20 protein-coding genes and 1 pseudogene are annotated in these 24,480 nt (G+C 51.1%); 14 read left to right on the top strand and 7 right to left on the bottom strand.

What is annotated here, in order from left to right:
• From ABYV26_RS04060 to ABYV26_RS04080, 5 genes are all read right to left on the bottom strand, one after another.
• Positions 1 to 355 (bottom strand): alpha/beta hydrolase (locus ABYV26_RS04060; protein WP_372678406.1); only part of this gene is annotated, 355 nt, incomplete at its 3' end.
• 71 nt (positions 356 to 426) lie between these two features.
• Positions 427 to 2,715 (bottom strand): serine protein kinase PrkA, encoded by a 2,289-nt coding sequence (locus tag ABYV26_RS04065; protein WP_372678408.1) that lies wholly within the window; start codon positions 2,713 to 2,715, stop codon positions 427 to 429.
• 47 nt (positions 2,716 to 2,762) lie between these two features.
• Positions 2,763 to 4,415 carry a SpoVR family protein gene (locus tag ABYV26_RS04070; protein ID WP_372678409.1) on the bottom strand — a complete coding sequence of 551 codons (1,653 nt, stop codon included), beginning with the start codon at positions 4,413 to 4,415 and terminating at the stop codon, positions 2,763 to 2,765.
• 25 nt (positions 4,416 to 4,440) lie between these two features.
• Positions 4,441 to 5,835 carry a DUF444 family protein gene (locus ABYV26_RS04075; protein WP_372678411.1) on the bottom strand — a complete coding sequence of 465 codons (1,395 nt, stop codon included), beginning with the start codon at positions 5,833 to 5,835 and terminating at the stop codon, positions 4,441 to 4,443.
• A gap of 176 nt (positions 5,836 to 6,011) precedes the next feature.
• Positions 6,012 to 8,072 carry a serine protein kinase PrkA gene (locus ABYV26_RS04080; RefSeq protein ID WP_372678413.1) on the bottom strand — a complete coding sequence of 687 codons (2,061 nt, stop codon included), beginning with the start codon at positions 8,070 to 8,072 and terminating at the stop codon, positions 6,012 to 6,014.
• 456 nt (positions 8,073 to 8,528) lie between these two features.
• Here ABYV26_RS04080 and ABYV26_RS04085 point away from each other — a divergent pair.
• From ABYV26_RS04085 to ABYV26_RS04120, 8 genes and pseudogenes are all read left to right on the top strand, one after another.
• A pseudogene (locus ABYV26_RS04085) lies at positions 8,529 to 8,687 on the top strand (hypothetical protein); the annotation flags it as partial.
• Between the two features lie 70 nt (positions 8,688 to 8,757).
• Positions 8,758 to 10,317, top strand: coding sequence for an FGGY-family carbohydrate kinase (locus tag ABYV26_RS04090; RefSeq protein ID WP_372678415.1), 1,560 nt, complete (start codon positions 8,758 to 8,760; stop codon positions 10,315 to 10,317).
• A gap of 132 nt (positions 10,318 to 10,449) precedes the next feature.
• Positions 10,450 to 12,147, top strand: a complete 1,698-nt coding sequence (recN, locus tag ABYV26_RS04095; protein WP_372678417.1) for a DNA repair protein RecN — start codon at positions 10,450 to 10,452, stop codon at positions 12,145 to 12,147.
• A gap of 73 nt (positions 12,148 to 12,220) precedes the next feature.
• On the top strand, positions 12,221 to 12,472 hold the full coding sequence (locus ABYV26_RS04100) for an FmdB family zinc ribbon protein (RefSeq protein WP_372678419.1): 252 nt from the start codon (positions 12,221 to 12,223) through the stop codon (positions 12,470 to 12,472).
• A gap of 58 nt (positions 12,473 to 12,530) precedes the next feature.
• Positions 12,531 to 13,232 (top strand): transcriptional repressor, encoded by a 702-nt coding sequence (locus ABYV26_RS04105; RefSeq protein WP_372678421.1) that lies wholly within the window; start codon positions 12,531 to 12,533, stop codon positions 13,230 to 13,232.
• A gap of 58 nt (positions 13,233 to 13,290) precedes the next feature.
• On the top strand, positions 13,291 to 13,728 hold the full coding sequence (locus tag ABYV26_RS04110) for an SH3 domain-containing protein (protein WP_372678423.1): 438 nt from the start codon (positions 13,291 to 13,293) through the stop codon (positions 13,726 to 13,728).
• Positions 13,729 to 13,759: 31 nt separating this feature from the next.
• On the top strand, positions 13,760 to 14,743 hold the full coding sequence (locus ABYV26_RS04115; RefSeq protein ID WP_372678425.1) for an adenosine kinase: 984 nt from the start codon (positions 13,760 to 13,762) through the stop codon (positions 14,741 to 14,743).
• Positions 14,743 to 15,429 (top strand): tol-pal system YbgF family protein, encoded by a 687-nt coding sequence (locus ABYV26_RS04120; RefSeq protein ID WP_372678427.1) that lies wholly within the window; start codon positions 14,743 to 14,745, stop codon positions 15,427 to 15,429. Before ABYV26_RS04115 ends, ABYV26_RS04120 begins: the two co-directional genes overlap by 1 nt.
• Here ABYV26_RS04120 and ABYV26_RS04125 read toward each other — a convergent pair.
• Both ABYV26_RS04125 and ABYV26_RS04130 read right to left on the bottom strand, forming a co-directional pair.
• Positions 15,426 to 16,808, bottom strand: a complete 1,383-nt coding sequence (locus ABYV26_RS04125) for a sigma-54-dependent transcriptional regulator (protein WP_372678429.1) — start codon at positions 16,806 to 16,808, stop codon at positions 15,426 to 15,428. The genes ABYV26_RS04120 and ABYV26_RS04125 overlap by 4 nt on opposite strands.
• Positions 16,808 to 18,232, bottom strand: coding sequence for a PAS domain-containing sensor histidine kinase (locus ABYV26_RS04130; RefSeq protein ID WP_372678431.1), 1,425 nt, complete (start codon positions 18,230 to 18,232; stop codon positions 16,808 to 16,810). Before ABYV26_RS04130 ends, ABYV26_RS04125 begins: the two co-directional genes overlap by 1 nt.
• A 591-nt stretch (positions 18,233 to 18,823) precedes the next feature.
• Here ABYV26_RS04130 and ABYV26_RS04135 point away from each other — a divergent pair.
• From ABYV26_RS04135 to pilQ, 6 genes are all read left to right on the top strand, one after another.
• Entirely contained in the window at positions 18,824 to 19,021 is a 198-nt protein-coding gene (locus tag ABYV26_RS04135; RefSeq protein WP_372678442.1) for a helix-turn-helix transcriptional regulator, read from the top strand.
• An 11-nt stretch (positions 19,022 to 19,032) separates the two neighbouring features.
• Positions 19,033 to 20,091 (top strand): type IV pilus assembly protein PilM, encoded by a 1,059-nt coding sequence (gene pilM, locus ABYV26_RS04140; protein ID WP_372678433.1) that lies wholly within the window; start codon positions 19,033 to 19,035, stop codon positions 20,089 to 20,091.
• Positions 20,088 to 20,666 carry a PilN domain-containing protein gene (locus ABYV26_RS04145; protein ID WP_372678435.1) on the top strand — a complete coding sequence of 193 codons (579 nt, stop codon included), beginning with the start codon at positions 20,088 to 20,090 and terminating at the stop codon, positions 20,664 to 20,666. Before pilM ends, ABYV26_RS04145 begins: the two co-directional genes overlap by 4 nt.
• Before the next feature lie 11 nt (positions 20,667 to 20,677).
• A complete protein-coding gene (locus ABYV26_RS04150; protein ID WP_372678437.1) occupies positions 20,678 to 21,319 on the top strand; it encodes a type 4a pilus biogenesis protein PilO in 642 nt (213 codons plus the stop codon).
• A 4-nt stretch (positions 21,320 to 21,323) separates the two neighbouring features.
• A complete protein-coding gene (locus tag ABYV26_RS04155) occupies positions 21,324 to 21,941 on the top strand; it encodes a pilus assembly protein PilP (RefSeq protein WP_372678438.1) in 618 nt (205 codons plus the stop codon).
• Positions 21,942 to 22,086: 145 nt separating this feature from the next.
• Positions 22,087 to 24,348 carry a type IV pilus secretin PilQ gene (gene pilQ / locus ABYV26_RS04160; protein WP_372678440.1) on the top strand — a complete coding sequence of 754 codons (2,262 nt, stop codon included), beginning with the start codon at positions 22,087 to 22,089 and terminating at the stop codon, positions 24,346 to 24,348.
• Positions 24,349 to 24,480 lie beyond the last annotated feature (132 nt).

Consider the following 24,480-nt stretch of genomic DNA (forward strand, 5'->3'; position numbering starts at 1 on the left):
CACCCTGAACGGCCATGGCATTGACCCAGGCGCCGAAGGAGTATCCGGACAGATGGACTTCTTGTAGACCTTCACTTTCCATAAAAAGTATAGCACTGGCCACATCGGCCTGTTCCCCGATTCCCTGGTCGTAGATGCCGGTGCTTTTTCCGGCTCCCCTGAAATTAAAGCGAAGCGTGGTAAACCCGCTTTTCTGATAAGCGGCAACGATGGCCCCTACCACAGGGTTGAACATATCGCCGCCATACAACGGATGTGGATGGGTGATGACCACCCCTTTTTGGGGATGGTCGGCTTGGTAAAAGCCTTCTATTTCCCATTTGCCGGATTGGAATTGTATAAAGCTTTCTCTCACGGAATGCCTTTGTGAAAAAAAATCGATATTCAGATTGCGGTTGACCCATTAATTAAGGGCAGTTGTATTCGTCACGGTTGGGTGAATTTTCTGGCCAGATCATTGTCGATGACGTAAATGCAAACCGCTCTGGCACCGTGATCGGTATATCGGAAGCGCTTCATGAGGTTGTCCATGAGAAACGTGACGTCATCCCTGATTTTTTTGTCATAGGTCTTGAAATCCTCTTCGGCGTAATCCTTGATCGCCCGCCGGAAATTCTCGTTTTCCAAGAAGGGGTCCAGCACCTTTTCCTTCAGATTGTATATATAGCGCTCTTTCAGCGATTGAAAAAGGTGGGTTTGCGTGGGAGGTGTGCCGGTCACCATGATCTCCTGGGTGAGTGTTCTGGAGGTGTACTCCTTTTGGGTTTCTTTTCTGAAATTCAAGCGTTTGATCTTTTCCATCTTTTCGCCCAGCGTGCGCCGTTCAAATCCGTCGAGCAAATCCTCGGTGATGCGAACTTTCTCGCCGGTAAACTTGCAGGTTTCGACGGTGCCCGGTTCGAAATTGACGGCAAACATATAGTGAAGGATTTCCCGGTGAATCTGCTCTTCGTTGAAGTAGTATAGAGACTCTTTCACCTCCTGCAAAATGGTGAAATCGTAAAGTGACAACAATGAGTCTAAAAAACCCTCGGGGATGGAGGCTTTCAGCTCTTTCTGCCCGTGGAAAAACTTGCACAGCATGGACATGTCGATCAATTCACCTGATTTGGCGTAGGTGGTGTAAAAAGCGTTGAATATCTTTATGGAGTCGCGGCCCGAAATGCCCTGTCGCCCTTCATTTTCGGATTCACCGATGATCCGACGCCGGCGCTTGGCGGTGAGCGCTTTGCGGTCTTCTTCGGACAACCACTCGGGAATGTGTCCGGTGTAGATTTCGATCTTGAGCAATTGAAGATTCTTATCACAGTAGCGGACATATTTCTCCGGTTCGGGTATCCACTCGAGCATGCCATCGGAGCGAAGGTTCAACCGGGAAGAGATGATGACCCGGGCAAAGTTGTGCAGCACGCGGGGCAGGAAATTGTCATCGATGTGAGACCCGAAGATGTTGCGGTAGATCTCGACCTCGGTGTTCAGGTCCAGTACATAAGGGATATTGATGTAGACGATACGGTCGGAAAAGGACTGGAAATCCTTGATGTTCTTTTTGTCTTCCGGATTCATCAGGGCCAGGAACAGGGAGTTGACGTTCTCCTCGATATCCTCCACTTTGTGCAGCCCTTCGCTGATGATGTTGTGAAGCTCGATCAGGCGCTCGATGTTATGGGATTTGATGTCCATCAAGGCATAGATGCCGTTGTTGGTTTTGGCGAAACGGGAATAGATGTAGCGGACTTGATTGCTGTCTGAAAAAAGCCGGTTGATCAATCGTTGCAGGTATTCATTGGTTTGGATGATCTCCTTGACCGGACGATCACCGGGAGAGAACACGCTGATCCCCCTGCCCAGTCGTCGATTGAATCGGTATGGAACGCCATGGACCATTTCCAAGACTTTCGCCGGGCTCTTCAACCGGTTCAGCAGGGCTTCGTAAAGCGACCCGCAAATGGTGCAGGGAACCTCGTGAAAAATCCATTCATAGGCCTTATCGGTAAACAGGGTGTATTTAAATTCGTTGTTTTCGAAGAGATCGTCGAGAAATTGCCGTCGTCTGGATTTGGGGATCAAGAGCAGCGGATTGTCATGGCAGGGGCAGGGAACCTCCACAAAATAGTTGTCCGGATCGGGCAGGGCCATGGTCCGAACGGTCTCGAACTGCTTCTTGTCCGGATTTTTCTGCATTCGGAAGAGGCTCTCTATAATCGACGCGGTGTCGTTGCCCCCTTCGCCGGCCAGTTGTCGGCGATCCAGGCGCCACACCGTCTCGTAACGGGTCCCTTCTGCCGTATTGGCGTACTCTTCGAAACGCTTCAGCAGATTGTTCAAAAAGGTGCTCTTGCCGCAACCGTGAGGACCGTCAAAAATATAGATTTTGTTTTGCTGGGCGCCACTTCTCAGGGCCTCGACATGGTTGACCAACCGGTTGGCAAAAAGACGGTCCGCAAAAAAAGGGTGGTCTGCGCCTTCGACGAACAACCGGCTGCAGTCGTAGCTCACGTATTGGATAGATTCCGGATCGTTTGGATATTCATCGACGCCGTCGCCCACATAAGCCTTGAACAAGTCGTGAAAGACCTGGAACACGTTCCGGATGGTGCCGATGGGGTTGACCAGCACCACTTGAAGGAATTCCTCAAAGGGAATGGGCTTGCGATGATTGGACCCATCGGCAACCCTATCGATATGCCGCATGGCTTTATTGATATTGTCCATACACTGCCTTGTCCGACCGGTGGGTGGTGACCTCCCGATCGTTTTGGTTATAGGGTATTTCTGCTCAATTTTCGGTCATGCATGGTGTATAGCACCCGCTGCCATTTGAGTTCCCGCGGTTCGGGTGCGTCGGTCTGCGGCATCGGGATCCCAGGCATGGTGGGCATTCTAGGCGCCTGGGGCGTGGCTACCACCTCCATGGTTTCCAACTGCACCGCACCGCCCCACAGGTATTCAATACCGAGCATCGTATTGGGTATATATTCCGCCACTAGCGGTTTGCCCTCAAACCGGTGGATCAGGTAAAGCGCATTATCCTTGGTTTTCTCCTGGTCGACCTCGATATTCGGCGGGTGATACAGGGATGCCATGAGCATATCCCGGTAATCGTCGGCACTGCGGCTTTTTACGTAATACTCCCAAACCATTTTTTGTTGGTTCAACCGCTTGCCGGCAACAAACAGCTTGTTGGTGGTGACGAAATCCTGGTCCAAAAAGCTCTGGATAAAGGTAAAATCTGAAAAATTTTCTCGAACGTTGAAAATGAAATCCTTCCCTTTACCGGTTTTGGCGTCAAAGTCTTTGCGCCGCCCGGTATCGGCCATATGCTGGAATTCCCACGACACTTTGCCCTTCTCGGCCATCTCCTCAAGGAAGTAGAACAGTCGCATCCCCAGCGCGTAAGGGTTCAACCCCACCCGCGGCATAGCGGTCACTCCGGCGTTGACCCGGGCAAAATCGACTTCGTGCCCCTTGATGCGGTCATCGTTCATGTAAAGAATTTCGTGCCAGTATGAGGCCCAGCCTTCGTTCATGATCTTGGTGCGGATCTGGGGCTGAAAAAACAGCGCCGTTTTTCGTATGATCTGCATCACCATCAGCATCCATTGATTCTCTTCCCGGCCGAGCATCTTGGAGTGTTCCATGATGAATTCCAGCAGATCTCTGGGCTTTTGTTTTTTGGCTGCCTGGTGCTTTTTTAGCAAACTTCCAAACTCGGGATGACGTTGGTCGACCAACGAAAAGAAGCCTTGTTCCCCCATTACCGGATCTTCATTTATACTGGCGTTATATCTCTCCAGTTCCTTGATGTATTTGCTGATATTGACCTTGGCGATGTCCTGCAGATAGATGTCGAAATAGAAATCCACCTTTTCCGAAATGCCTGAACCCGGCGCTGAAAAGATTTTCGACAAGAGTCCATGGTATCCGACCAGGTTGTCGATTCCCCGGGTGAACTCGATCACATAGTCCACCCAGCGTCCCCGTTCGGAACGGAGTTTGGCAAGGGCCCGCTTGTCCGACAGGGCCTCACCGTTGAAATCGTAATCCCAAGTATGCCGGAAATAAAGGTTGTTCTGGAAGAAGTCGATATGGCCGATGACGTGATAGAAGATCATGACATTGAGCCAGTCCGGGTTGTTGTCGTTGTAAAAGGAGATCGCCGGACGGGTATTGATGACCGTTTCGTATGGATTGCCCGGGTATAATTCGTATTTTCCCTTCTCTTTCAGCACTTCCACATCGTGGACCCAGTAATCATAGAGGGTGGGAATCATCACCTTGGGAGAAAGTTCGATGAGATCACGGTTGGTGACGATATATTCCAGGCTTTCGTCTTCGAACCGCAGTCCGGCGTCACGGGCCCGCAGCTTGCAACCCTCCATGATCGTCTTCGTATGCTGGTCGATCAGTTCCATGGGCTTTTCCGTTTCGGTCTTAGGGCTAAGATATCAAACGCTTGATTCCCTCTATCAACCGGGGTTCATCGGTGCTTTCGTCGATGGTGTCCAGTCGGAGGAGCTTGGGAAATTCTTCAAGCAGCCCCGATTTTTTCAGGTAGCGTTCCACTTCCGTGTTGTTCTGGGAACTGCCGGTATGCTCCGCGATGGTCACGCCCACACGGCTGGCATAACCGATCATCTCTTTCAGTGCCGGAACGGCCTTTTTCCCCTCCGTGTCCCAGTCGTCGCCATCCGTACCGTGGAAAACATAGATGTTGTAGTCCGCGGCCAGATTTTCTTCTTTCACGATCCGATTGACCATATCATAGGCAGAGAATACCTGGGTACCGCCGGCCACCCTTGAGTTGTAATAGGTATAAAAATCCTCAACCTCTTTGGCTTCGGTGTCATGGAGAATAAAACGGGACTCTACCTGGTTGGCATACTGATAGAGCAGCCAACTGTAAATAAGCACATGCTGAGTGACCACCAGTTCGGTGGCCTTCCCGGCCATGGAGCCGGAGTAGTCCCGAAGAAAAAAAACCACCGCCTGGGATTCGAAATCCTTTTCTTTAGACAGAATCCGGTAGATCCTGTCTCGGGGGGAGATGATGAACCCGGACGGGTCGATGTCGTCCAGGTCGGGAATGTTGCCCAGGTGAATGTTGGTTTCGACGATCTCCTTCAAGGTGGCTTTTTTGTCCAGCACCTGACCGGAACCGCGGTTCCGGTCGGTCATGTCGTAGGTGTATCGCGTCAGCGAGCGCTTCTTGCCTTTGTCTTGCAGATTGGGCAGTTCGAACTGCTCGGTGAGAATTTTACCCAGGTCGTAAGCCGACGACTCCATTTCGTGCTGGCCGCCTTCCCCCTGACCCGGCCCACCGTCACCGGCCTGGTCCGGATCCCGAACCGGCTGTTCGCCGATGACTTCGCCCTCCTCGCCATCGCCGCTGCCGCCCTGCCCCTGACCCTCTTCCTGGTCGGCAAAGTTGGGGTCGTGGATAAACTTCTCTTCCACGGTGGTGGGCACCACGACCACTTTCCCTTTGCCGGCCTTGCCGGGCTTGATCATTTTGCCCACGCGGATCTTGCGGGGAAAGCCGTCCTTTTCCCGCTGACGGTCCTTTTCCAGCAGTTCGTCGATAGAGCGGATGTGGCTGACATACGAGCTCTTGGGCTGAGCCATGGCCTGCAGGATCATCAGGTCGTGATAGTCATAAATATTAAGCAGTCGGATCTCGCCTTCATCGGTGGTGACCACGGCTATGCCCCCGCCGATGAACGGCATGTCATGCGTCCCATCGTCATTGAGCTCCTGGAGAACCTTCTTTTCCTGCTCCGGCGTCAGGCCGGCTTTTTTTAACTTAAGATAGATTTTACTTAGCTTGGAGCGCATATATTCTTATTCCATGTTTCGTATTACCAATTGTCCGTCCACAAATGGTAGCTTTTGGTTCAGGCCAAGGCCCGAGTGATTTTGAAACCGCAGGCGTAGCAGCGCTACGTCGAGGATTTCGAAATTGCGAGAACACCGGCCTGGGCCGAAAGATGCCGTTTGCGGATGGACAATGATTAATTTTCATCCTCCTGCGTGCAGAAATACTCAATCGTCTTTTGCGCACAGGTCCTGCAGTACCCCAGCTTGTTAAGCATGGTATCGACCATGCGGTCGTAGAGTTTCTGGTTCTCTTCGTTGGTCCGGTTGGCCAGGGCGCCGATGAGGCTGCCGGCGCCGGCGATATCTGATTTCAGCCGCACGTCGGTGACCGCCTTGACCAGTTCCAGATTGTCCATGAAGTCGTAATCCGGGTCCACGGATATCTTCTGGCCGTATATCTTGCGTATGGACGTCCTGAATGTCTCCCGCTGTTCGCTGGTCTTCAGCCCCAGGCGATCTTCCACGCTGTTGATGTAGCGCTCGTCTATCTTCAGGGCTCTGAGTTCACCGCTCTGGGGGTCTTTGTACTTCCACATCTTATCTGGACCCAGGTTTTCGGCATCGATGCCGATAATCATGTTCACATAGCTCATGACATCCTTGCGGATGGCCAGGGGTTCGTCCATGTAGGCATTGAACATTTCGGTCATGATCCGCTCACGATAGAGCCCCTTGGCGATCTTTAGATCCTCCAGGTATTTGGCACGGTCGTTGGCGTCGGTCACATAGTCCAAGACGATGCGATCCAGGGCGTTGAAGATATCGTAGGCGAACATGCACCGCCCCTCGTTGGTTTCCGAGCTTTCATTGAGCAATTGGATGGCCCGACCCAGGTTCCGCTGCCCCAGCCCCTTCTGGCCGAAACGTTTGGTGATGTCCGGGTTCTGATTGAGGGTGTCGATGACCTCCGCCAGTGTCTTGATGCTCTTTTCTCCAGCCACCTCGCCGGCGGCCAGCTTCATGGTCTCGATGGGGGTGAGCTTTTCCGACCTTGCCAGACGGGTGAGCACCACCGCCACGGAGGCGGCATGGTTCAGGTTGGGGTCCTGATGCAGATATTCCCGGTCGAGGGTGGTGCGAATCTCGTTGCCGATGGCGTAAATGGTCAGGTCTTTTTGCAGTTTGTAGTTGGTGTTGTGAGAGACGTAGCAGATGCGGCAACGGTCGACGATGGGTGCCTCCTCCTTTTCCGCCAAAAAACGGTTGAATTCTGAATTGTTGCTGGTGGCAATGATCAAGGTATCGATGGGCCACTTGTAACCGTCGATTTCGATGTTGCGGTTCTGGATAACCCCCAGATAGACTTGGACCAAGTCCTTTTTGTTCTTGAAGATTTCATCGGAAAAATGGACCCCGCCGCCGGCCACCCGCGCCAAAGCCCCCCGCCGCAGGTCAAAGCGATAGGGGTTGTTGGTTTCCGTAATGTGAAGCAGCCGCTGAATGGATTCTTCGCCTAATAAATCAACCGCCGAGGAGGTAATTTTATCTTTGGCCGCATACTTGCCGGTGACGGTGCCCAGACTTTCGGTCATTGGAACAGGGATGATCTGGACAAATTCGAGCATCTTCGCCAAGTCACCGTTGGTGTAATTTCTAATGCTGTCCCATATGAAGGCTGTACAGGCGCCTAGCGGACGATAATCCCTCCAGAGGGTTTCAATCTCGTTGTCTGAAAATCCAATCTCCTTTGACAAAAACGCGCGGTTTTTATCCGGTTCGTCGGTAATGTTCATCGCCAGAATCATGGGGTCTTCATAGGTCTGGGATTCAATGGACGAGATTTTCCCATAGCCGCCGATCTTGTCCAGGCCGGACCACCGGAACGAATATTTGCGGTTGATCTCCTGGGATAAAAACTCCCTGTATTTACTGCAGACAAAGTCGACCAGAAAGGTCTTGCCATTTCCCGGTTCTCCGACCAGGACAAAGGCCATCTCCTTGGAGGATCCATTTTCCGCGGCATCCTTGACGTAAGAAACAAAACTGTTGATTTCATCATACATGCCGATAATGTGCTTTTTTCCGCTTCTGAAAATACTGAAATCATAAGTGGTCTTGCCGTTGACCACCACCTTTTCGATGTCGCTGTCCAGGATCATCCGGGCGACACCCTGAAAGGCGTTTTCAAAGCAGCGAGTTCCTTCCTTGACCTCGACCAGATGCCGGTGAAGCGCCGACGTGCTCTTCTTTACCATGGAGTCCCCCCTAAATTTTAAATGACCGGTGCAGGAGATGTTGGATCGGGTTAACGGTGCAGACCCTGTTGTTTCAGCCGCAACAGTGAAATGAAAATGAGCCCTTTATGTTGATTTCCGGATCGACCGTCAGAGAAAATGGGATGTAAATGACATTCTGTCGGCAATTAAAATGGACCCGGAACAGGGTGCTTGATCTGTACCTGACTCGGACGCAATGGAATGAGTCACAATATGAGCTGAGCACAAAGAAACAGCCGGCTGTCGCCGTTGATTCATCAGGATGAGAATTCCATTGACTTGAATTGGAGTATAGCACCTCGTTGCAAAACTTCAACCCGAAAAACCAGACAAACGACTGGCCACCGGCGGTTAGAAGAATCATCGGCACACGGCTACACTGTCAGCTTAGCGGATCCCTGCACCCGGCGGCAGGCTTGACAACAATCCGGCAATCCCATATACAAGCTGATCCTCAACGATTTTTCCACCCTGTTTAAAACGATTACAGCCGCCTATTTTTCGCTTCCCAAGGCGCAAGCGGCCTACCGGCAATTTATCGGCATCCTTCAACGGCCATCCAAGCCGGCAGTCGGCGAGTGGAAACCGTGGTGAGGGATGCCATGACTGATAACATTGCCCGATGGAAAAGCCGTAAAGTGATCCGACCCAGAAAGCTTGAAAAATGGCTGAAAAAGATCTGCTTCTTTCCATCGACAACGGAACCCAGAGCCTCAAGGCCCTGCTCTTTGACGCCGGCGGAAATCTGATCGCCCGGCAACAGGTTCGGTTTACTCCCTATTATTCAGATCAGCCCGGTTGGGCCGAGCAGGATCCCCACCTATTCTGGAACGCCCTGTGCCAGGCGTGCCAGGGAGTCTTCGCCACCCATGGCATTCAAAAAGCGCGCGTCGCCGGCGTTGCCGTGACCACCCAACGGGCCACCGTTGTCAACGTGGACAAGAATGGTAGCCCCCTGCGGCCGGCCATCCTATGGCTGGACCAACGCAAGTGCCACGGTCTGTCGCCACTGGGGGGACTGTGGGGGCTGTTCTTCAAGCTCACCGGGCTTACCGGCACCCTGGCTTATTTCCAGTCGGAGACCGAGGCCAACTGGATCTTGCGAAACCAGCCGACCATCTGGGCGCAAACCTACAAATACCTGCTGCTGTCCGGTTATCTCAATTTCCGTCTGACCGGAGACTATGTAGACTCCGTCGGCAGTCAGGTGGGATATCTGCCATTCGACTACAAACGGCTGCAGTGGGCCCGTTCCTGGGATTGGAAGTGGCGTTGCGTTCCGGTGAAGCCGGATCAACTGCCCCGACTGGTTGCACCCGGTCAGATTCTCGGTACCGTGAGCCGACAAGCCTCGAGGGAAACCGGGATTCCTGCCGGCATGCCTGTATTTGCCGCAGCAGCGGACAAGGCCTGCGAAGTGATCGGCTCTGGAAGCCTCGACCCATCGGTGGGATGTCTGAGTTACGGCACCACGGCCACCGTCAACGTGACCCATAGCCGGTACATCGAACCCATCCCTTTGCTGCCGGCCTATCCCAGTGCCATTCCGGGAAGCCATACCATAGAGGTCCAGGTGTTTCGCGGCTTCTGGATGGTCAAATGGTTCAAGGAGGAGTTTGGTTTTCCAGAACAGCGAGCTGCCGAAAAAACCGGCGTGGCCGCTGAGACGCTATTCGAAGCGTTGATCAAGGACATTCCACCCGGATCCTTGGGGCTCATGCTTCAGCCTTTCTGGACACCGGGCATCCGGACGCCGGGTCCTGAGGCCAAGGGCGCCATTATCGGATTCGGGGATGTCCACACCCGCGCCCACCTGTATCGCTCGATCCTCGAGGGACTGGCCTATGCCCTGCGGGAGGGCAAGGAGCGCATCGAGCGGCGCAGCGGCACACCCATTACCAGCCTGCGCGTCTCCGGGGGGGGAAGCCAGAGCGACCTGACCCTGCAGTTGACGGCCGACGTCTTCGGCCTTCCCACCGTTCGACCCCACCTATACGAAACGTCGGGCCTGGGGGCAGCCATCGACACAGCCGTCGGATTGGGGTTACATCCGGATTTTGAAACTGCGGTGAATGCGATGACCCGTCCGGGCGATCATTTCGAACCGAACGAGTCAAATCACCGGCTTTACAACGAACTCTACCACAAGGTTTACCGGCGAATGTATCGCCGGCTAAGGCCACTGTACGAAAAAATCCGAGAAATCACAGGATATCCAGAATAATCAATCGACGACATCGCCCCCCTGTTGCCTCGTCATTCCTTACGATAATGCTTGCTTCCCCCCCTTGCCTTTTTTATGATGGGGGCGATTCGTAGGATTATTAACGATTAGAACCCGTCCCAGGCGTGCATCATGCTCAAAGAGCTGTTGATCAAGAATTTCGCCATTATCGACGACCTGAATATCCGCTTCGAAGGTGGATTGACCATCTTGAGCGGAGAAACCGGGGCAGGCAAATCCATCATCATCAACGCGGTGAACCTGTTGCTGGGATCTCGGGTCAGTGCCGGGATGATCCGGGACGGTCATGAAACCGCGGAATTGTCTGCTTTTTTCGACGTCCCCGAGGGATCCAGCGCCGCTGCAATCATGGCTGAAAACGGCTATGATCCCAATAATGGCCTGCTGGTGCGAAGAATCATCGCCGGCAACAACCGGCATCGCATCTATATCAACGACCGCATGGCCACCGTGCAGATGCTGACATCCATCACCGTGGACCTGGCCAGCATTTCAGGCCAACATGTCCACCAGGGATTGCTCAGAGAAGAAACCCATCTGGCGATATTGGATCGTTTTGGCGGTCTTGCACCACGGGTTCGGCAGGTATCGGACCTGCATGGTAAAATTGTCCCCCTCGTCCAGGCACTCCAGGCCCTTAAGGAAAAGAAAAAAAATCAGGACAAGCAAATGGACCTGCTCCGATACCAGGCAGAGGAGATTGCCAATGCTGATATCATGCCTGACGAGGACGAATCCCTGGAAAAAGAGCGGCTGCGGCTCAAGCACGCGGAGTCCCTGCAGCAGTCCGTTTTTTCTGCTATCGAAACCCTGCACGGCGCCGATGGCGCCATCCTGGTACAACTGGGTGAAGTGCGAAAAAGCCTGGAGAAGGCAGCGGATATAGATGACGAACTGACGGACGGGGTGCAGCGTCTTGCAGACCACCTTTTCGGCCTGGAGGATGTGACGGACACGTTGCGGGCCTACCTGGGAGATTTAGACACCCAAGCGGATCGGCTTGAATCAGTGGAAACGCGGTTGGATCTGATCAACAAGTTGAAGCGAAAATACGGGGGCTCGCTGGAAACGCTTTTCCAAAAGCGCGATGCCATCGATGCGGAGTTAGCCGCCACGACGGTCATCGAGGATGACATCCAGCGCAGTGAAAAGCAGCTGAATGACTATCACGATCAGGTATCTCACCTGGCCCGGCGTCTGTCTGAAGAACGAAAAAAGGTGGCCGCGGCTTTTGCCAAATCCGTTGAAAAGGAACTGGCAGGCCTGAAGATGGCCGGCACCCGGTTCAGTGTCAGCCTGTCCCCGCTGCCTGGCAGCAAGCCTGTATCCCCGTGGCTTCGTGTGGACGACAACCTGCTGTCGGCCACGGGTATCGATCAGGCTGGGTTCATGATCGCCCCCAATGTGGGTGAATCGTTAAAACCCCTTGCATCCATCGCCTCAGGCGGAGAGCTCTCCCGGGTGGTGCTGGCACTTAAGGCCATCTTGGCCGAAACGGACGCAGTGGGCACTGTCATTTTCGACGAGGTGGACGCCGGAATCGGAGGCGCGGTGGCCGACGTCGTGGGGAAAAAACTGGAGGCCCTGTCTAAAAAACACCAGCTTATCTGTATCACCCATCTTCCCCAGATCGCCCGTTTCGGGAATCAGCATTACCATATTGAAAAACAGGTAAAAAACGGCCGCACCACCACCACCATCCGGCCGATGGACCCGGAAGAACGGATCAAGGAGATCGCCCGCATGCTGGGCGGCGAAATCGTCACCCGGACCGCCTTGGAGCATGCGCGGACCCTGATGGGGCGATGATGGAAATCAACCGCCGCTTGACAATCTTCGGATGATGTTCAAGAGTTAGAAAATTTTTCAAAAGGAGTTCGAGATGCCTATTTTTGAATTCAAATGCCTTGACTGTGACCAATACATGGAAATTCTGGTGATGAACAAGCAAGAGGAAATGGAAATGGCCTGTTCCGATTGCGGTTCAGGCAATCTGGAACGCATCCTGTCCACGACCAGCCACACCGTAACCGGCGGTGGTTCCGGCCAGGCTGCCGATTCCAAACCCAGCGCCCAGACGCGGTCCTGCAGTTCAGGATCGTGCACCACCTATACCATCCCCGGACCGGCATGAGGCCAGGAACCGTCATTCAGCCGTGATCTGCTTTCTTGGGTCTCGTTAAGGTCAACCCATGCCACAAACACTTCACAAACAGGAAAAAGAACAGTTCTGCAAGCTGTTCAAACAGGACCAACTCACGGACTTCGAAGATCGGTTTGCGGTCATGGAGGCCTTTATGCAGACCGATGGTCATGTCTCCTCGGCGCAGATGATCGAACGACTCAACGATCTGAATCTCCAACTGGATCCGGAATTTGTCCGTGACACGTTGAAACTGATGTGTCAGTATGGGTTCGCTAGCAAACGGCAATTCGACAACGGTGAAATCCTATATGAACACCTGCATCTGGGGCAGCATCATGATCACATGGTCTGCGCCACCTGCGGAGCGATTGCTGAATTTGAAGACCCTGGTCTGGAGGCGCTTCAGGTTCAGGTTGCTGAACGCTACGGTTTTCACCTGCTCCAGCATAAAATGGAATTGTACGGCATCTGTGCGCAATGTATGTCCAGACGCCGAACACTGCTTCCGCTATCCGACGCGCCAAAGGGGGAGCGGTTGGTGATCGCCCGCCTGGACGGCGGCCCCATGGCGCGTGCACGCTTGATGGCCATGGGCCTTCGATTGGGCGATGAAGTGGACGTGATCACCAATTCGGGGCAAGGGCAGCTGGTGGTTGGTATCGATTATAAGCGAATCGTACTTGGACGGGGGTTGGCCCGAAAACTGATGGTGCAAGTCAAACCCAACAGTGAGTCATCGATGGCCTGAGTGGATCACGCGTTTCCCTGATGCACGGGACACGATCAACTGTAGACAACTTTCGACCATGAAAAAATTAACTCCAATAGTTTTGGCATGTCTGCTGGTCTTTGCCGGCGCGGGTCTCGTTTGGGCGGAGCGGTTGAGCGTAAACACCGATATCGCTAATATTCGCTCCGGGCCGGATACCAGCGATGCGGTCATCTGGCAAGTAGAGAAGTACCACCCCTTGAAGGTGGTCAAGAAACAAGGCAGCTGGTGCCTTTTCGAGGATTTCGAAGGTGATCGCGGATGGATTCACAACTCCCTTCTCGCCGACATCAAAACCGTGATCGTTATTAACGATAAGTGCAATGTCCGTTCAGGGCCCGGGACCGACAACGATATCCGGTTTACCGTTGACAACGGCGTTCCCTTTAAATTGCTGGAGGAAAAGGGAGACTGGCTCCATGTGATCCACGCAGATGGCGACAGGGGATGGATTCATCGTTCTCTGGTATGGTAGCGGCCCGTTTCACCAGGGAGTCGGTTTGAAAATGAAACCAGGGAAAACGCGGATCGTTGGCCTCGGCTCAGCACTGGTAGATATACTGATCAGCGAAAGCGATGAGTTTGTCCGTCGCATTGGGGTTAAAAAAGGCGGGATGACCCTTGTTGCCATGCCGGATCTGGAAACGATCCTGAAGCAGGCGTCAACCAAGCCCATCGTCGTACCGGGCGGTTCGGCCTGCAACACGGCGGTGGGTATCGGACGCTTGGGCGGCCAGGCCCGGTTCGTCGGCAAACGTGGAGATGACGACACCGGACAATTTTTTGAAAATGCCCTGGCTGACCGGGGGGTAGAAGCGTTGTTGATGACATCCTCGATTCCCACCGGTCGGGTGCTTTCCATCATCACCCCCGATGCCCAACGCACCATGATCACCTACCTGGGGGCATCTGCAGACACCCAGCCCGAAGAGATCACGCAGGCATGCTTTGCGGATAGTGCCGTGGTTCACATGGAGGGATACCTGCTGTTCAATCCCGGTTTAATGACGGCTGCGCTAAAAGCCGCGAAAAATGCCGGGGCATTGGTTTCCCTGGATCTGGCCAGCTTTACCGTCGTCGAGCAGTCCAAAGCCATACTCGAGGAGATGATCGAACAGTATGTTGACATCCTTATCGCCAATGAAGACGAAGCCCTGGCGTATACCGGATTGAATGACGACGCAGGAGCGCTGGCCCGAATGGCCCGACATGTCAACATGGCCGTCCTGAAAGTCGGCGCCAGGGGAAGCTTCATCCAACATGAGAACCGTGTTTACCGCATCCCGGCCATGGGTACAGGAACGGCCATTGACACGACCGGAGCCGGGGATCTCTGGGCCGCTGGTTTGTTATTTGGGCTGACAAAGGGATATAACCACGAAAAATGCGGCAGACTTGCTTCGGCATGCGGATATGAGGTATGTCAAGTGGTCGGTGCCGACATCCCCGACGAGGGATGGATTCGAATCAAAAAAATAATGGGGGAATAATGGCCAGAGGCGAAGCAACGCGAAAACAGCTTTTGAAAGAGCCCGATCAGTTCATTACCTTTTCGGGAAAACTGATCGCCTTTGGACGGTCCCATTTTAAAATCATTCTGATCAGTACGGGGATCCTTTTTTCACTGCTTCTGGCTCTGGTCGCGGCGCGTCAGATTTCCGACCGGAATGAGAACCGGGCCTCAGAACTGGTCGAAAAAGCCGTAGCCAAGTATTCAACTGCGCTCCAGGAAACCAATCCCCAAACGGCTTATGACCGAGTAAAAACCGATTTTACCGACCTTTTCGATCAATACGGTTCAAAAAACGCGGCAAAAATTGCTCGGGTCATTTACGGAGACATAAGCTACAATGCCGGGGACGCTGACACCGCCATTGCCATGTTCACCCACGCGCTGGATGATTTTAACCAATCTCCGGCAGTGAAAAACATCGTACTGAACGGACTTGCGTATGCCTTTGTTCTCAAAGCGGAATACCCTCGCTCCATACACTATTTTGAAATGATTTCGATAGACAGTGAGAAGACCATGAAAAGCGGTGCGCTTTTCAATCTGGCATGGCTTTATGAGGCATCCGGTGAGAAGGAGAAGGGTGAAGCCATGTATCAGCGGCTCCTGGCCGAGTTTCCGGAGAGTATGTATGGCGACCTGGTGAAGGAGAAGGTCAGCGGTTAGGCTTTATCCCTAAGGTTCAGCTTGTATTTTTTGATTTTTTGATTCAATCCGCTTTTGCCGATTCCCAACAGCTCTGCCGCGTGGGCCTGTATGTAATTGGCTTTTTTCAAAGCCCGGACAATCATATTCTTCTCCACCAGTGCCAGGGTGTCGTACAAATTCGCATCCACAGGGATGCCGTCCATATGCATGGTACTGTGGGCATTGTCTATGAAGTCCTTGGGTAGATCAGACACCTGAATGATCGCCTCTGGACTCAGCACGACCGCCCGCTCGATGACATTTTCTAATTCCCTCACATTTCCCGGCCAGTCGTATTCATAAAACAGTCGCTCCACTTCCCGGTCAATACCGGTTACCGGCGACCCCATGTTGTGCTCGCCGCTGTATTTGGCAATAAAATGTCCAACCAACGGCCGGATATCCTCAAGCCGCTCACGTAGAGACGGCAGGGTGATCGGAACCACGTTGAGCCGATAAAACAGATCTTCCCGAAAATTACCCTTGGCCACCTCTTCTCTAAGGGATTTGTTGGTGGCCGCAATGAGTCGGATATTGACGGGAATCGCTTTGACCCCCCCCACCCTTTCGAGCACCCGTTCCTGCAGGACACGAAGCAGCTTCACCTGCAAGGCCGAAGAAAGCTCTCCGATTTCATCAAGAAATAGCGTTCCTCCGTCTGCGATTTCAAAACGCCCCTTTTTCATCGAAACCGCACCGGTGAACGCCCCCTTTTCATGGCCGAACAGCTCACTCTCCAGCAGTGTCTCGGCCAAGGCGGAACAATTCACCGCCACAAAGGGTTTATCCTTTCTTGGACTGTTAAAGTGCAGGGCATTGGCCACCAGTTCTTTTCCCGTTCCGCTCGCACCTTCGAGGAGGACGGTTGCCGCCGCCGGCGCAACCTTTTGGATGACATGAAAAACATCCTGCATGGCCTTGCTCTTGCCGATGATATTGTGGAAGCTGTAGCGGCCCTCCACAGCACGCCTGAGCTGGCGGTTCTCCTTGACCACACGGTACATGGAAACCGCCTTGTTCACATAAAGAACGAGTCGTTCATTGTCGAAAGGCTTGAGAATATAATTGTAGGCTCCTTTCTGCATGGCTTCCACAGCCTTTTCAACAGTGCCGTGGGCGGTCATCATGATTACCGGAAGATCCACATCTTCTTTCTTGATTCGCTCAAGCAGATCAATGCCGTCCATGGCTGGCATTTTCATATCCGTCAGCACCAAATCGACGTCAGATTCGGAAAGCGTGGCCAATGCCGCCGGGCCGCTGTTAGCTGTAAGGGTCTCAAAGCCCTCATCCTCCAGAACTGCCGCAAGAATAAGCGTATAATTAACTTCATCGTCGACAATGAGGATCGTTTCCATTAGCTGGTCTCCTGACTTAACGGGAATTTTACGGAAACCCGGGCTCCTTTTTCGCTGCGGTTATCAATCCGGATCATTCCATCATGGCCTTCGATAATGTTTCTTACGATCCCCAACCCCAACCCTGTCCCTTTTTCCTTCGTCGTAAAGAATGGATCCCAAATCTTTTCCATGACCGATTCGGGAACACCCTCTCCTTCATCTTCGATGTAAACCCACAAAAAGCCATCCTCCGATTCAATGGTCACATCAATCGCTCCACCGTTGGGCATTGCCTGCATCCCATTAATAAGCAGGTTGAGAAATGCCTGATAGAGCATGTCTCCATCGGCCAAGATAATCGGAATCTGGTCATCGACAAACGTCCTGATAACGTATCCGTTTTCTTTTATCTGATGTTCGAGGAAATGGATGTTTTTGGTAATCACTTCATCGATTCGGCATGCACTCCGGTTGGGTTTCTTGGGTCGCGCGAAGTTTAGAAAATCAGTAATGATATTGTTCAGGCGCCGCGCTTCCGCCACGACAATATCTGCGATTGCATTCAGGTTGTCCTGCGGGGCCATTTTCTTTTTCAACAGTTCAGCTGAACTGCTGATTATTCCCAGTGGGTTTCTGATCTCGTGGGAAACACCGGCAACCATCTCTCCAAGTGAGGACAGATGCTTGGCCTGGGCAAGTTGATCCTTGAGCCGTATCCGTTCGAAAGCCCGCTTTTCGATGATCCCCTCGCCCCGTTTCACGACATAGATTAACGTAAGCAGCAAAATCCCCATGACAATGCTGATGGTGCAAATCACAACCACCTGAAACTTGAATATTTTCCGGTAATCACTGGATAGGTCCTGCCTGATTTCGACGACACCCAATACCGGCCCAGATATCGGAGACAAAGGCTTCTCCGCCCTCAACGGGGCAAAGGTGATAATCTTGATCTCCTTTGGAATCCCCAGAAGGATTTCCCAGAAGGTACCGTTTTGAACGAGTTTTGAGGATGATTGGCCGTCCAGGGCATTACTGTAGAACGTTCCGCCAAGATTTTCCATTCCCACCAGTTCGGGTGAGAAACTGTAGGCAATGATGTCCTTTTTGCTGTAAATGTTAACCAGTTCAACCTTGAAACTGTGCAAGGTGCTACGGACGACGCTGTCCATTCTTTCAAACTGTTCCTGGTTCCTCAATTCAATTTTTCCATACTTCAACCCCACTGGAAGAATGAACTGCATAAAAACCTGGTGATTCAGGTTTTCGATAAGCAGCAGCGCATAGTCTTCGCTTTTTTGGTATTGCATGGAACGGACCCAGTGGGTGTTGAGCAGGGAAAGGATAATGGTTCCGATGAAAATGACAACAAGACTGGTAAATGTAAAATATTTTACCAGGCGGAAGGGTTTTGCCCGTTCTGCAATGCTGGACGGCTTCATCATAATTCCGTTGCTGCCATGAATGGCTGGTCAACCATTGAATCTAATGGTCGATCAACCTTATCGGATTGATCAATCAATCAAAATGCATGGGCGTCGATTTCACCGGGTCGTCAAATCGATCACCATTAACTGAACACACCGCATTCCAAATTATTTTTAAAGTAATCAATATTGTCCTAAAGTATTCGTTGGTAGTGCCGAATTAGATGGCTAACAACCGGCCATCATTGTAGTGCGATATAAAGAAACCTGAGGATCATGTCAATGTGCTGTGAAATAAACACCCAGATCCATTTAAAAAAGGCCTGTAGGTGATGGCTCCATCGAGGTTCATTGTGGCAATGAAAAAATTGAACCCGACACCACACAAGATAAGGTTAATTGTTGATATGAAGCCACAATATATATTAAATATACAAAATTATGCATAAAAGTCATATAATTTTACTTGACAACGACTTCATTTCGGTCTTGAATCGGAATCAAGGGTTGGCGGTTCCGTTAAAATTGACAAACAGAAAACCCCAATCTTCTTTGAAAAGCAAAAGCTGTTATTACTTTTTGGGTTGCCACAAGACGATGGATCAAATGGTGAAGAATTCGTTGAAAAAAATAAGAGAATCCCTTTTGATGAGCAAATCGGAACTGGCGAGAGAAGCGAATGTCTCTCCAATCACGATTACGCGGATTGAAGAAGGGAAACCGTGTCGGCTAGAAACCAAAAGAAAAATCTTGCTGGCTCTGGGTTACAGCCTTTCGGACAGTAAAAAAATCTTTGGTGAATAAAAGAGCTTGCCATGTTATTTGGAAAAAAAGACCGAATCGTAGGGCTTGACATCGGGTCCAGATCAATCAAAGCCGCCGAACTCTCCGAGTCGAAGAAGGGCATCTCCCTTGAACGGTTCGGCATCATCGACATCGCACCAGGCCTCATCGAGGATGGTGCAATCAAAGATGCTGAACAGGTTTCAGAAACAATCCGTCAACTATTCAAGAATTATGGAATAAAAGGCCATAACGTTGCCCTTTCCGTCGGCGGCTATTCGGTCATCGTAAAAAAGATCAATGTCCAGTCCATGCCGGAAGAGCAGCTGCAGGACACCATTAGTTTCGAGGCGGAACAATACATCCCGTTTGACATATCGGATGTAAATTTGGATTTTCAAATTCTGGGCGAAAATGAAAGCAACCCCAACCAGATGAATGTATTGCTGGTTGCCGCAAAAAAAGAAATGGTCAATGACTACGTGAATCTTGCTCAGATGGCGGGATTGAGCCCGTGCATCATTGACGTTGATGCCTTTGCCCTTCAAAATATTTACGAGTTTAATTATTCTCCCGCTGAAAATGAAAACATTGCGCTCATCGATATCGGTGCAAGCAAAACGTCATTGAATATACTAAAAGGTAAATCCTCGGTCTTCATGAGAGACGTTTCACTCGGATGCAGCCAGATCAACCAGAAAATAGCATCGCTCATTGATTGTTCCATTGAGGAAGCAGAGCAGATCAAGTTCGGCGACCATTCCGAGAAAATTACCGCTGGAGACCTTTCCGACATTGTTTCCTCCGTTGTTTCAGATTGGTGCACGGAGATACGGCGCGCACTCGACTTCTTTTATTCAACGTATCCCGATGATCAAATCAAAAAAATAATTCTCAGCGGGGGCGGGGGCAACATAAAAGAGTTCAGACAGTTGTTGTCTGTAGAGACCTCTGCTGAAGTGGCCACCATAAATCCCTTTGATGGACTTCACATAGATGAGAACCGGTTTGATGTGGAATTTCTAAAACGCATAGCCCCCCAAGCCTCAATAAGCATGGGACTGGCAACGAGAAAAGTTGATGACAAATGATACGCATTAATTTACTCCCATTTCGAGCCGCTAGAAAAAAAGAGAATATCAGGCGACAAGTTTCCATATTTCTGTTGTCCCTGGTCTTTGTCGTGATTGTTGCCGCCTGGTTCAGCTATTTGTTGTCCGGCAAAATAGAATCGTTAAACCGCCAGGTTGCAGAAACTCAGGCACAGGTTGATAAGTATAACAAGATCAACCAGGAGATCGCGGAAATAAAGAAAAAGCTGGCCATCCTGAACCAAAAAATCGAAGTCATCCGATCCCTGGATCTTACCAGAAAGGTACCGGTCGAACTGCTCGCTGACATGTCAAAACTGGTCATAGAAAAGCGAATGTGGCTAACCGGTCTAGAAGAAAAATCTGGTAATGTTAAGGTGGTCGGGATCGCCCTGGACAATCCGACGATTGCGGAATACATGACCCGAATCGAAACATCCTTGAAATATGTCGATGTCAAACTTCTGTCCATCAACCAGGACACCTCCGTGAAGGGATTAGAACTGAAGAATTTTGAAATCAGGTTTCGCAAGGCTCCCCTTAATGAACAACCTAAAGATGAACAACCTAAATAGGTATTGAGGAAATGAAGAAGGGCACAGCGGTTTCCATAGAAAAATCCAATCCGGTAATCAACAAGCTTGAGCAGCTTTCCAAGGTCCAGCGGATCGCTATCTGGGCAGGTGTGCTGGTATTGCTTATCGGTGCTTTTGTTTACTTCTCATATCTGCCAAAATTTAAAAAAATCGATCAACTCAAGGCCAATTTATCAAGAATTGAAAAAGAACTGGAAATTGCCAAAAAAAACGCAAGGCAATTGAATGACTTCAGGAAAAAAATGCAGGACGCTGAAGAACAGTTTAAAATCGTTATGCGGGCACTACCTGAAAACGAAGAGATTCCAACCCTGCTCACCGGCATCTCAAAAGCCGGAACGGACTCGGGGCTCAATTTCATTCTTTTCCAACCCAAGCCAGACGAAAAAAAGGATTTTTACGCCGAAATTCCTGTGGCTATGACAGTTACCGGGGATTATCATGGGGTTGCGACATTTTTTGAGAATGTTGCCGGCCTGAACAGAATCGTAAACATACGAAATATAGACATCAAGCCGGACAAGGAAAACACCAGTTTGACGACGAATTGCACCGCGGTGACATATAAATTTATCGAAGCTTCCGATGAGCAGCCGAAGACGTCTGGGAAGTCAACAAAGAAGAAGCGGTAAAACCATGCGAATTGAATTAAAAAAAGTTGGCAATAGGTTAACCTTGGTTCTACTGGTTTCGTGTTTTCTTTGGAACTGCAGTGATCAAAAAGAACCAACCAAGGCGCCGGTCGTCAGCAAGAAGATCTCTGCGCCCAGCACCCCCGTTCCATCCAAAACAATGGAGGCAGCGCAAACAGAAACCTCCGAGGAAACGCCCGTTTCGGCAACAGTTGCCCAAAAAGATGAAACCAGCGCGGAAAAACGAATCTACGACCCCAAGGATCGTCTGAACCCCTTCACGCCCTTATTTAGAGATGAGAACGATGAAGCCGCAGCTGATCAAACGAGCAAAAGCAAAAGAAAGAAACGGATACCGCAAACGCCTTTAGAAAGAATAAGCCTTAACCAGCTCAAACTTGTCGCCATTATTCGAACCTCGTCTGGAAATAGGGCGCTTGTAGAAGATAACACCAACAAAGGGTTTATCATTAAAAATGGTACATATATCGGTCTAAATTCAGGAATTGTGACCCAAATCAACGCCAGTGGCGTGATTATCGAAGAAGAAATAGAGAACCTCATGGGAGAGCTAATTCTTCAAAATACCGAAATAAAACTTCAGAAACCGGCTGGAGAGTGATATGCACAACTTCAGGATCAGATTCTCAAAAAAATTGACGCTTGTTTTTTGCCTTGGGTTGGTTGTTGCCTTCCTTTTCACAGGATGTGCAACCCAGAATATTGATCGTCAAACAAGTGCGCCCGGCCTCGATCCTTCACCATCCATGGAAATCACTTCCATAGGATTATCTGAAGAACCAGACGCGATCAACGTGGTCATCAACGGGATCGAACCGTTGACATACACCTCGGTGAAGCAGCCTCTTCCTTTGGGGGTGGTTCTCTATTTTCCAAACACCCGTTTAAACGTTTCCCAAACCGAATTGCAATCCACCGGCGACCCTGTCACTTCAATCCATGCAGGTGAAGTCGAAGCCAAGAACAATACCACACGCATCGAAATTCTGCTGGCTACGGATGCCCCCTACAACGTCGTTCAAGACGGCAATTCGCTCAGAATTCAATTCCCAAAACATGTATCCGGGGCGACCGCTGACAGCAACGAATCGACAACTAAATCAAGCGTTGCCACGCAACCGGCGATCACCGAAAAAGTACAAGCCGTTCAGGCTGTACCCTTTACCTCCGTCGAGCCGTCGGGCGCCTTCCAGGGCACGGGCGCCAAGATCGGCAAAGAAGACCAGATATGGGTGAATCGCATCGATTTTCTTGGAGAAAAAGATGGACGTTCGACACTGTCTATCGAAACGACATCTCCAATCGACTACGATATCCAAAAAATATCAGATAAACTTCTTGAATTGCGCCTGATGAAGACAAGCATTGCCGAATTCAGGCAACGACCGATGATAACGACACGATTTGAAAGCGCCGTTAACCGGATTATGCCCATCCAGCTGCCATCCATGAAGGATTTCTCCTTGTTTTCCATCGAACTCCGGGAACCCGTGCCTTACTATACGGAACAGACCGGGGGACTGCTGCTGGTCCACTTTGAGGCATCCTCTGTTCCCCCGGCGCCGGCTGATGAAACCAATCTGCCTGCCTGGAAGAAGGCTCTGGAGGAAACCATCGGGCCTGCCGACGTTCCGCCGACCTTCACCCAAACAATGCAGACCGTGGGAGATAGCCAGGCCGCTGCAGGGGCTAAGCCAGCGGAAAAAGCGGTTGACATCGCTTTGAATCCTTCCGCCGAGATGACCTTGGACACCGACCAGGCCTTGGTTTTAAAGAAAAATGTCAGACAGTACACCGGCGAAAAAATAGCGCTGGATTTCTTTCAGACCGACATCAAGAATGTCTTCCGGATTCTTCGGGAAGTCAGCGGAAAAAACTTTGCCATCGACGAGGATGTCAGCGGCAAAGTGACCCTGACACTAGACAAGCCGGTTCCATGGGATCAGGTGATGGACCTGGTGCTCAGAATGAACCAGCTCGGCATGATCGTGGAAGGCGACATCGTCCGCATTGCCACCTTGGCCACGCTTAAACAGGAAAATGATCTTCGCAAAGCGCAAATCGCCTCTTTGCAAAAAGAAAAAGAGCAGATCAAAGCGCTGGAGCCGTTGGAAACACGATACATTCCGATCAGCTACTCCGACGCGACCAAAGAGGTGCTTCCCCATATCGAGACGATCGTAACCAAAGATCGCGGGTCTGTTTCCGTCGATGTCAAGAACAATCAGATCATCATCACGGATACCGCCGATAAGATTGCACAGGCACTTGACATTGCAAAACAGATCGACAAGGTCACCTCCCAGGTGATCATCGAAGCCCGCGTGGTCGAAGTCAGCGAAAACTATTCCAAGGAACTTGGATTTCAGTGGAATTTAGGCGTGGGGCCGGTGACCCTCAACAACGGCGGATCTCAATACACGACCGGTGTGGCCATGAACTATCCGGCGGCGACGGGCAATGGTTTCTCCCTCAATTATGCTAAAATCGCCGGCACCCCCTTCACCCTGGATGCCACGCTGACTGCCCTCGAAGCCAATGGCAACGGAAAAATTCTGAGTGCACCCAAAATCGCCACCCTGAACAACAAAAAAGCCAGGATCAAACAGGGGCAGGAAATTGGGTATTTGGAACGTGATTCAGCCGGCGGATCTTCCGTAAAATTCAAGGATGTCGATCTTTTGCTTGAAGTCACCCCCCATGTCACGCCGGACAACCGGATCTCCATGGATATCGTTATCCAGAAAAATGATGTCGTCGATTTCATCGACGGTGTGCCGGTCATCGCCACCAACGAGGCGCAAACGCAGCTGCTCGTCAACGATGGGGATACGATCGTTATCGGGGGAATCATCAAATCAACAGAAACGACAAGGAAGGAAGCCTTCCCGGGGCTTCACAAGATCCCTGTTTTAGGCTGGATGTTCCAGAGCAATTTGGAGGAGGCGGACAGCAATGAGCTGCTTATTTTCATGAACCCGAAAATAGTTCAATTGGAACAGCGTTAGTCTTTGCGACACTGTCGAGCTTCGACGACCCATGGCACCTCATTAGTAATACCAGCGACCACATTTTTAAAAATGATGGTCGCTTTCTTTTGAGCTAAGCAAAAATCGGAAAGGTGCCTTTATTTTCATAAA

Source organism: Desulfosarcina sp., from assembly GCF_041551955.1.
Taxonomy (GTDB): domain Bacteria; phylum Desulfobacterota; class Desulfobacteria; order Desulfobacterales; family Desulfosarcinaceae; genus Desulfosarcina.

Coding starts and splice junctions, on each gene's coding strand:
- ABYV26_RS04145 (WP_372678435.1), top strand. CDS start 20,088: ATGATACGCATTAATTTACTCCCATTTCGAGCCGCTAGAAAAAAAGAG.
- ABYV26_RS04120 (WP_372678427.1), top strand. CDS start 14,743: ATGGCCAGAGGCGAAGCAACGCGAAAACAGCTTTTGAAAGAGCCCGAT.
- ABYV26_RS04110 (WP_372678423.1), top strand. CDS start 13,291: ATGAAAAAATTAACTCCAATAGTTTTGGCATGTCTGCTGGTCTTTGCC.
- recN (WP_372678417.1), top strand. CDS start 10,450: ATGCTCAAAGAGCTGTTGATCAAGAATTTCGCCATTATCGACGACCTG.
- ABYV26_RS04065 (WP_372678408.1), bottom strand. CDS start 2,715: ATGGACAATATCAATAAAGCCATGCGGCATATCGATAGGGTTGCCGAT.
- ABYV26_RS04125 (WP_372678429.1), bottom strand. CDS start 16,808: ATGGAAACGATCCTCATTGTCGACGATGAAGTTAATTATACGCTTATT.
- ABYV26_RS04155 (WP_372678438.1), top strand. CDS start 21,324: ATGCGAATTGAATTAAAAAAAGTTGGCAATAGGTTAACCTTGGTTCTA.
- ABYV26_RS04105 (WP_372678421.1), top strand. CDS start 12,531: ATGCCACAAACACTTCACAAACAGGAAAAAGAACAGTTCTGCAAGCTG.
- ABYV26_RS04070 (WP_372678409.1), bottom strand. CDS start 4,415: ATGGAACTGATCGACCAGCATACGAAGACGATCATGGAGGGTTGCAAG.
- ABYV26_RS04130 (WP_372678431.1), bottom strand. CDS start 18,232: ATGAAGCCGTCCAGCATTGCAGAACGGGCAAAACCCTTCCGCCTGGTA.
- pilQ (WP_372678440.1), top strand. CDS start 22,087: ATGGAAATCACTTCCATAGGATTATCTGAAGAACCAGACGCGATCAAC.
- ABYV26_RS04090 (WP_372678415.1), top strand. CDS start 8,758: ATGGCTGAAAAAGATCTGCTTCTTTCCATCGACAACGGAACCCAGAGC.
- ABYV26_RS04135 (WP_372678442.1), top strand. CDS start 18,824: ATGGTGAAGAATTCGTTGAAAAAAATAAGAGAATCCCTTTTGATGAGC.
- ABYV26_RS04075 (WP_372678411.1), bottom strand. CDS start 5,835: ATGCGCTCCAAGCTAAGTAAAATCTATCTTAAGTTAAAAAAAGCCGGC.
- pilM (WP_372678433.1), top strand. CDS start 19,033: ATGTTATTTGGAAAAAAAGACCGAATCGTAGGGCTTGACATCGGGTCC.
- ABYV26_RS04100 (WP_372678419.1), top strand. CDS start 12,221: ATGCCTATTTTTGAATTCAAATGCCTTGACTGTGACCAATACATGGAA.
- ABYV26_RS04080 (WP_372678413.1), bottom strand. CDS start 8,072: ATGGTAAAGAAGAGCACGTCGGCGCTTCACCGGCATCTGGTCGAGGTC.
- ABYV26_RS04115 (WP_372678425.1), top strand. CDS start 13,760: ATGAAACCAGGGAAAACGCGGATCGTTGGCCTCGGCTCAGCACTGGTA.
- ABYV26_RS04150 (WP_372678437.1), top strand. CDS start 20,678: ATGAAGAAGGGCACAGCGGTTTCCATAGAAAAATCCAATCCGGTAATC.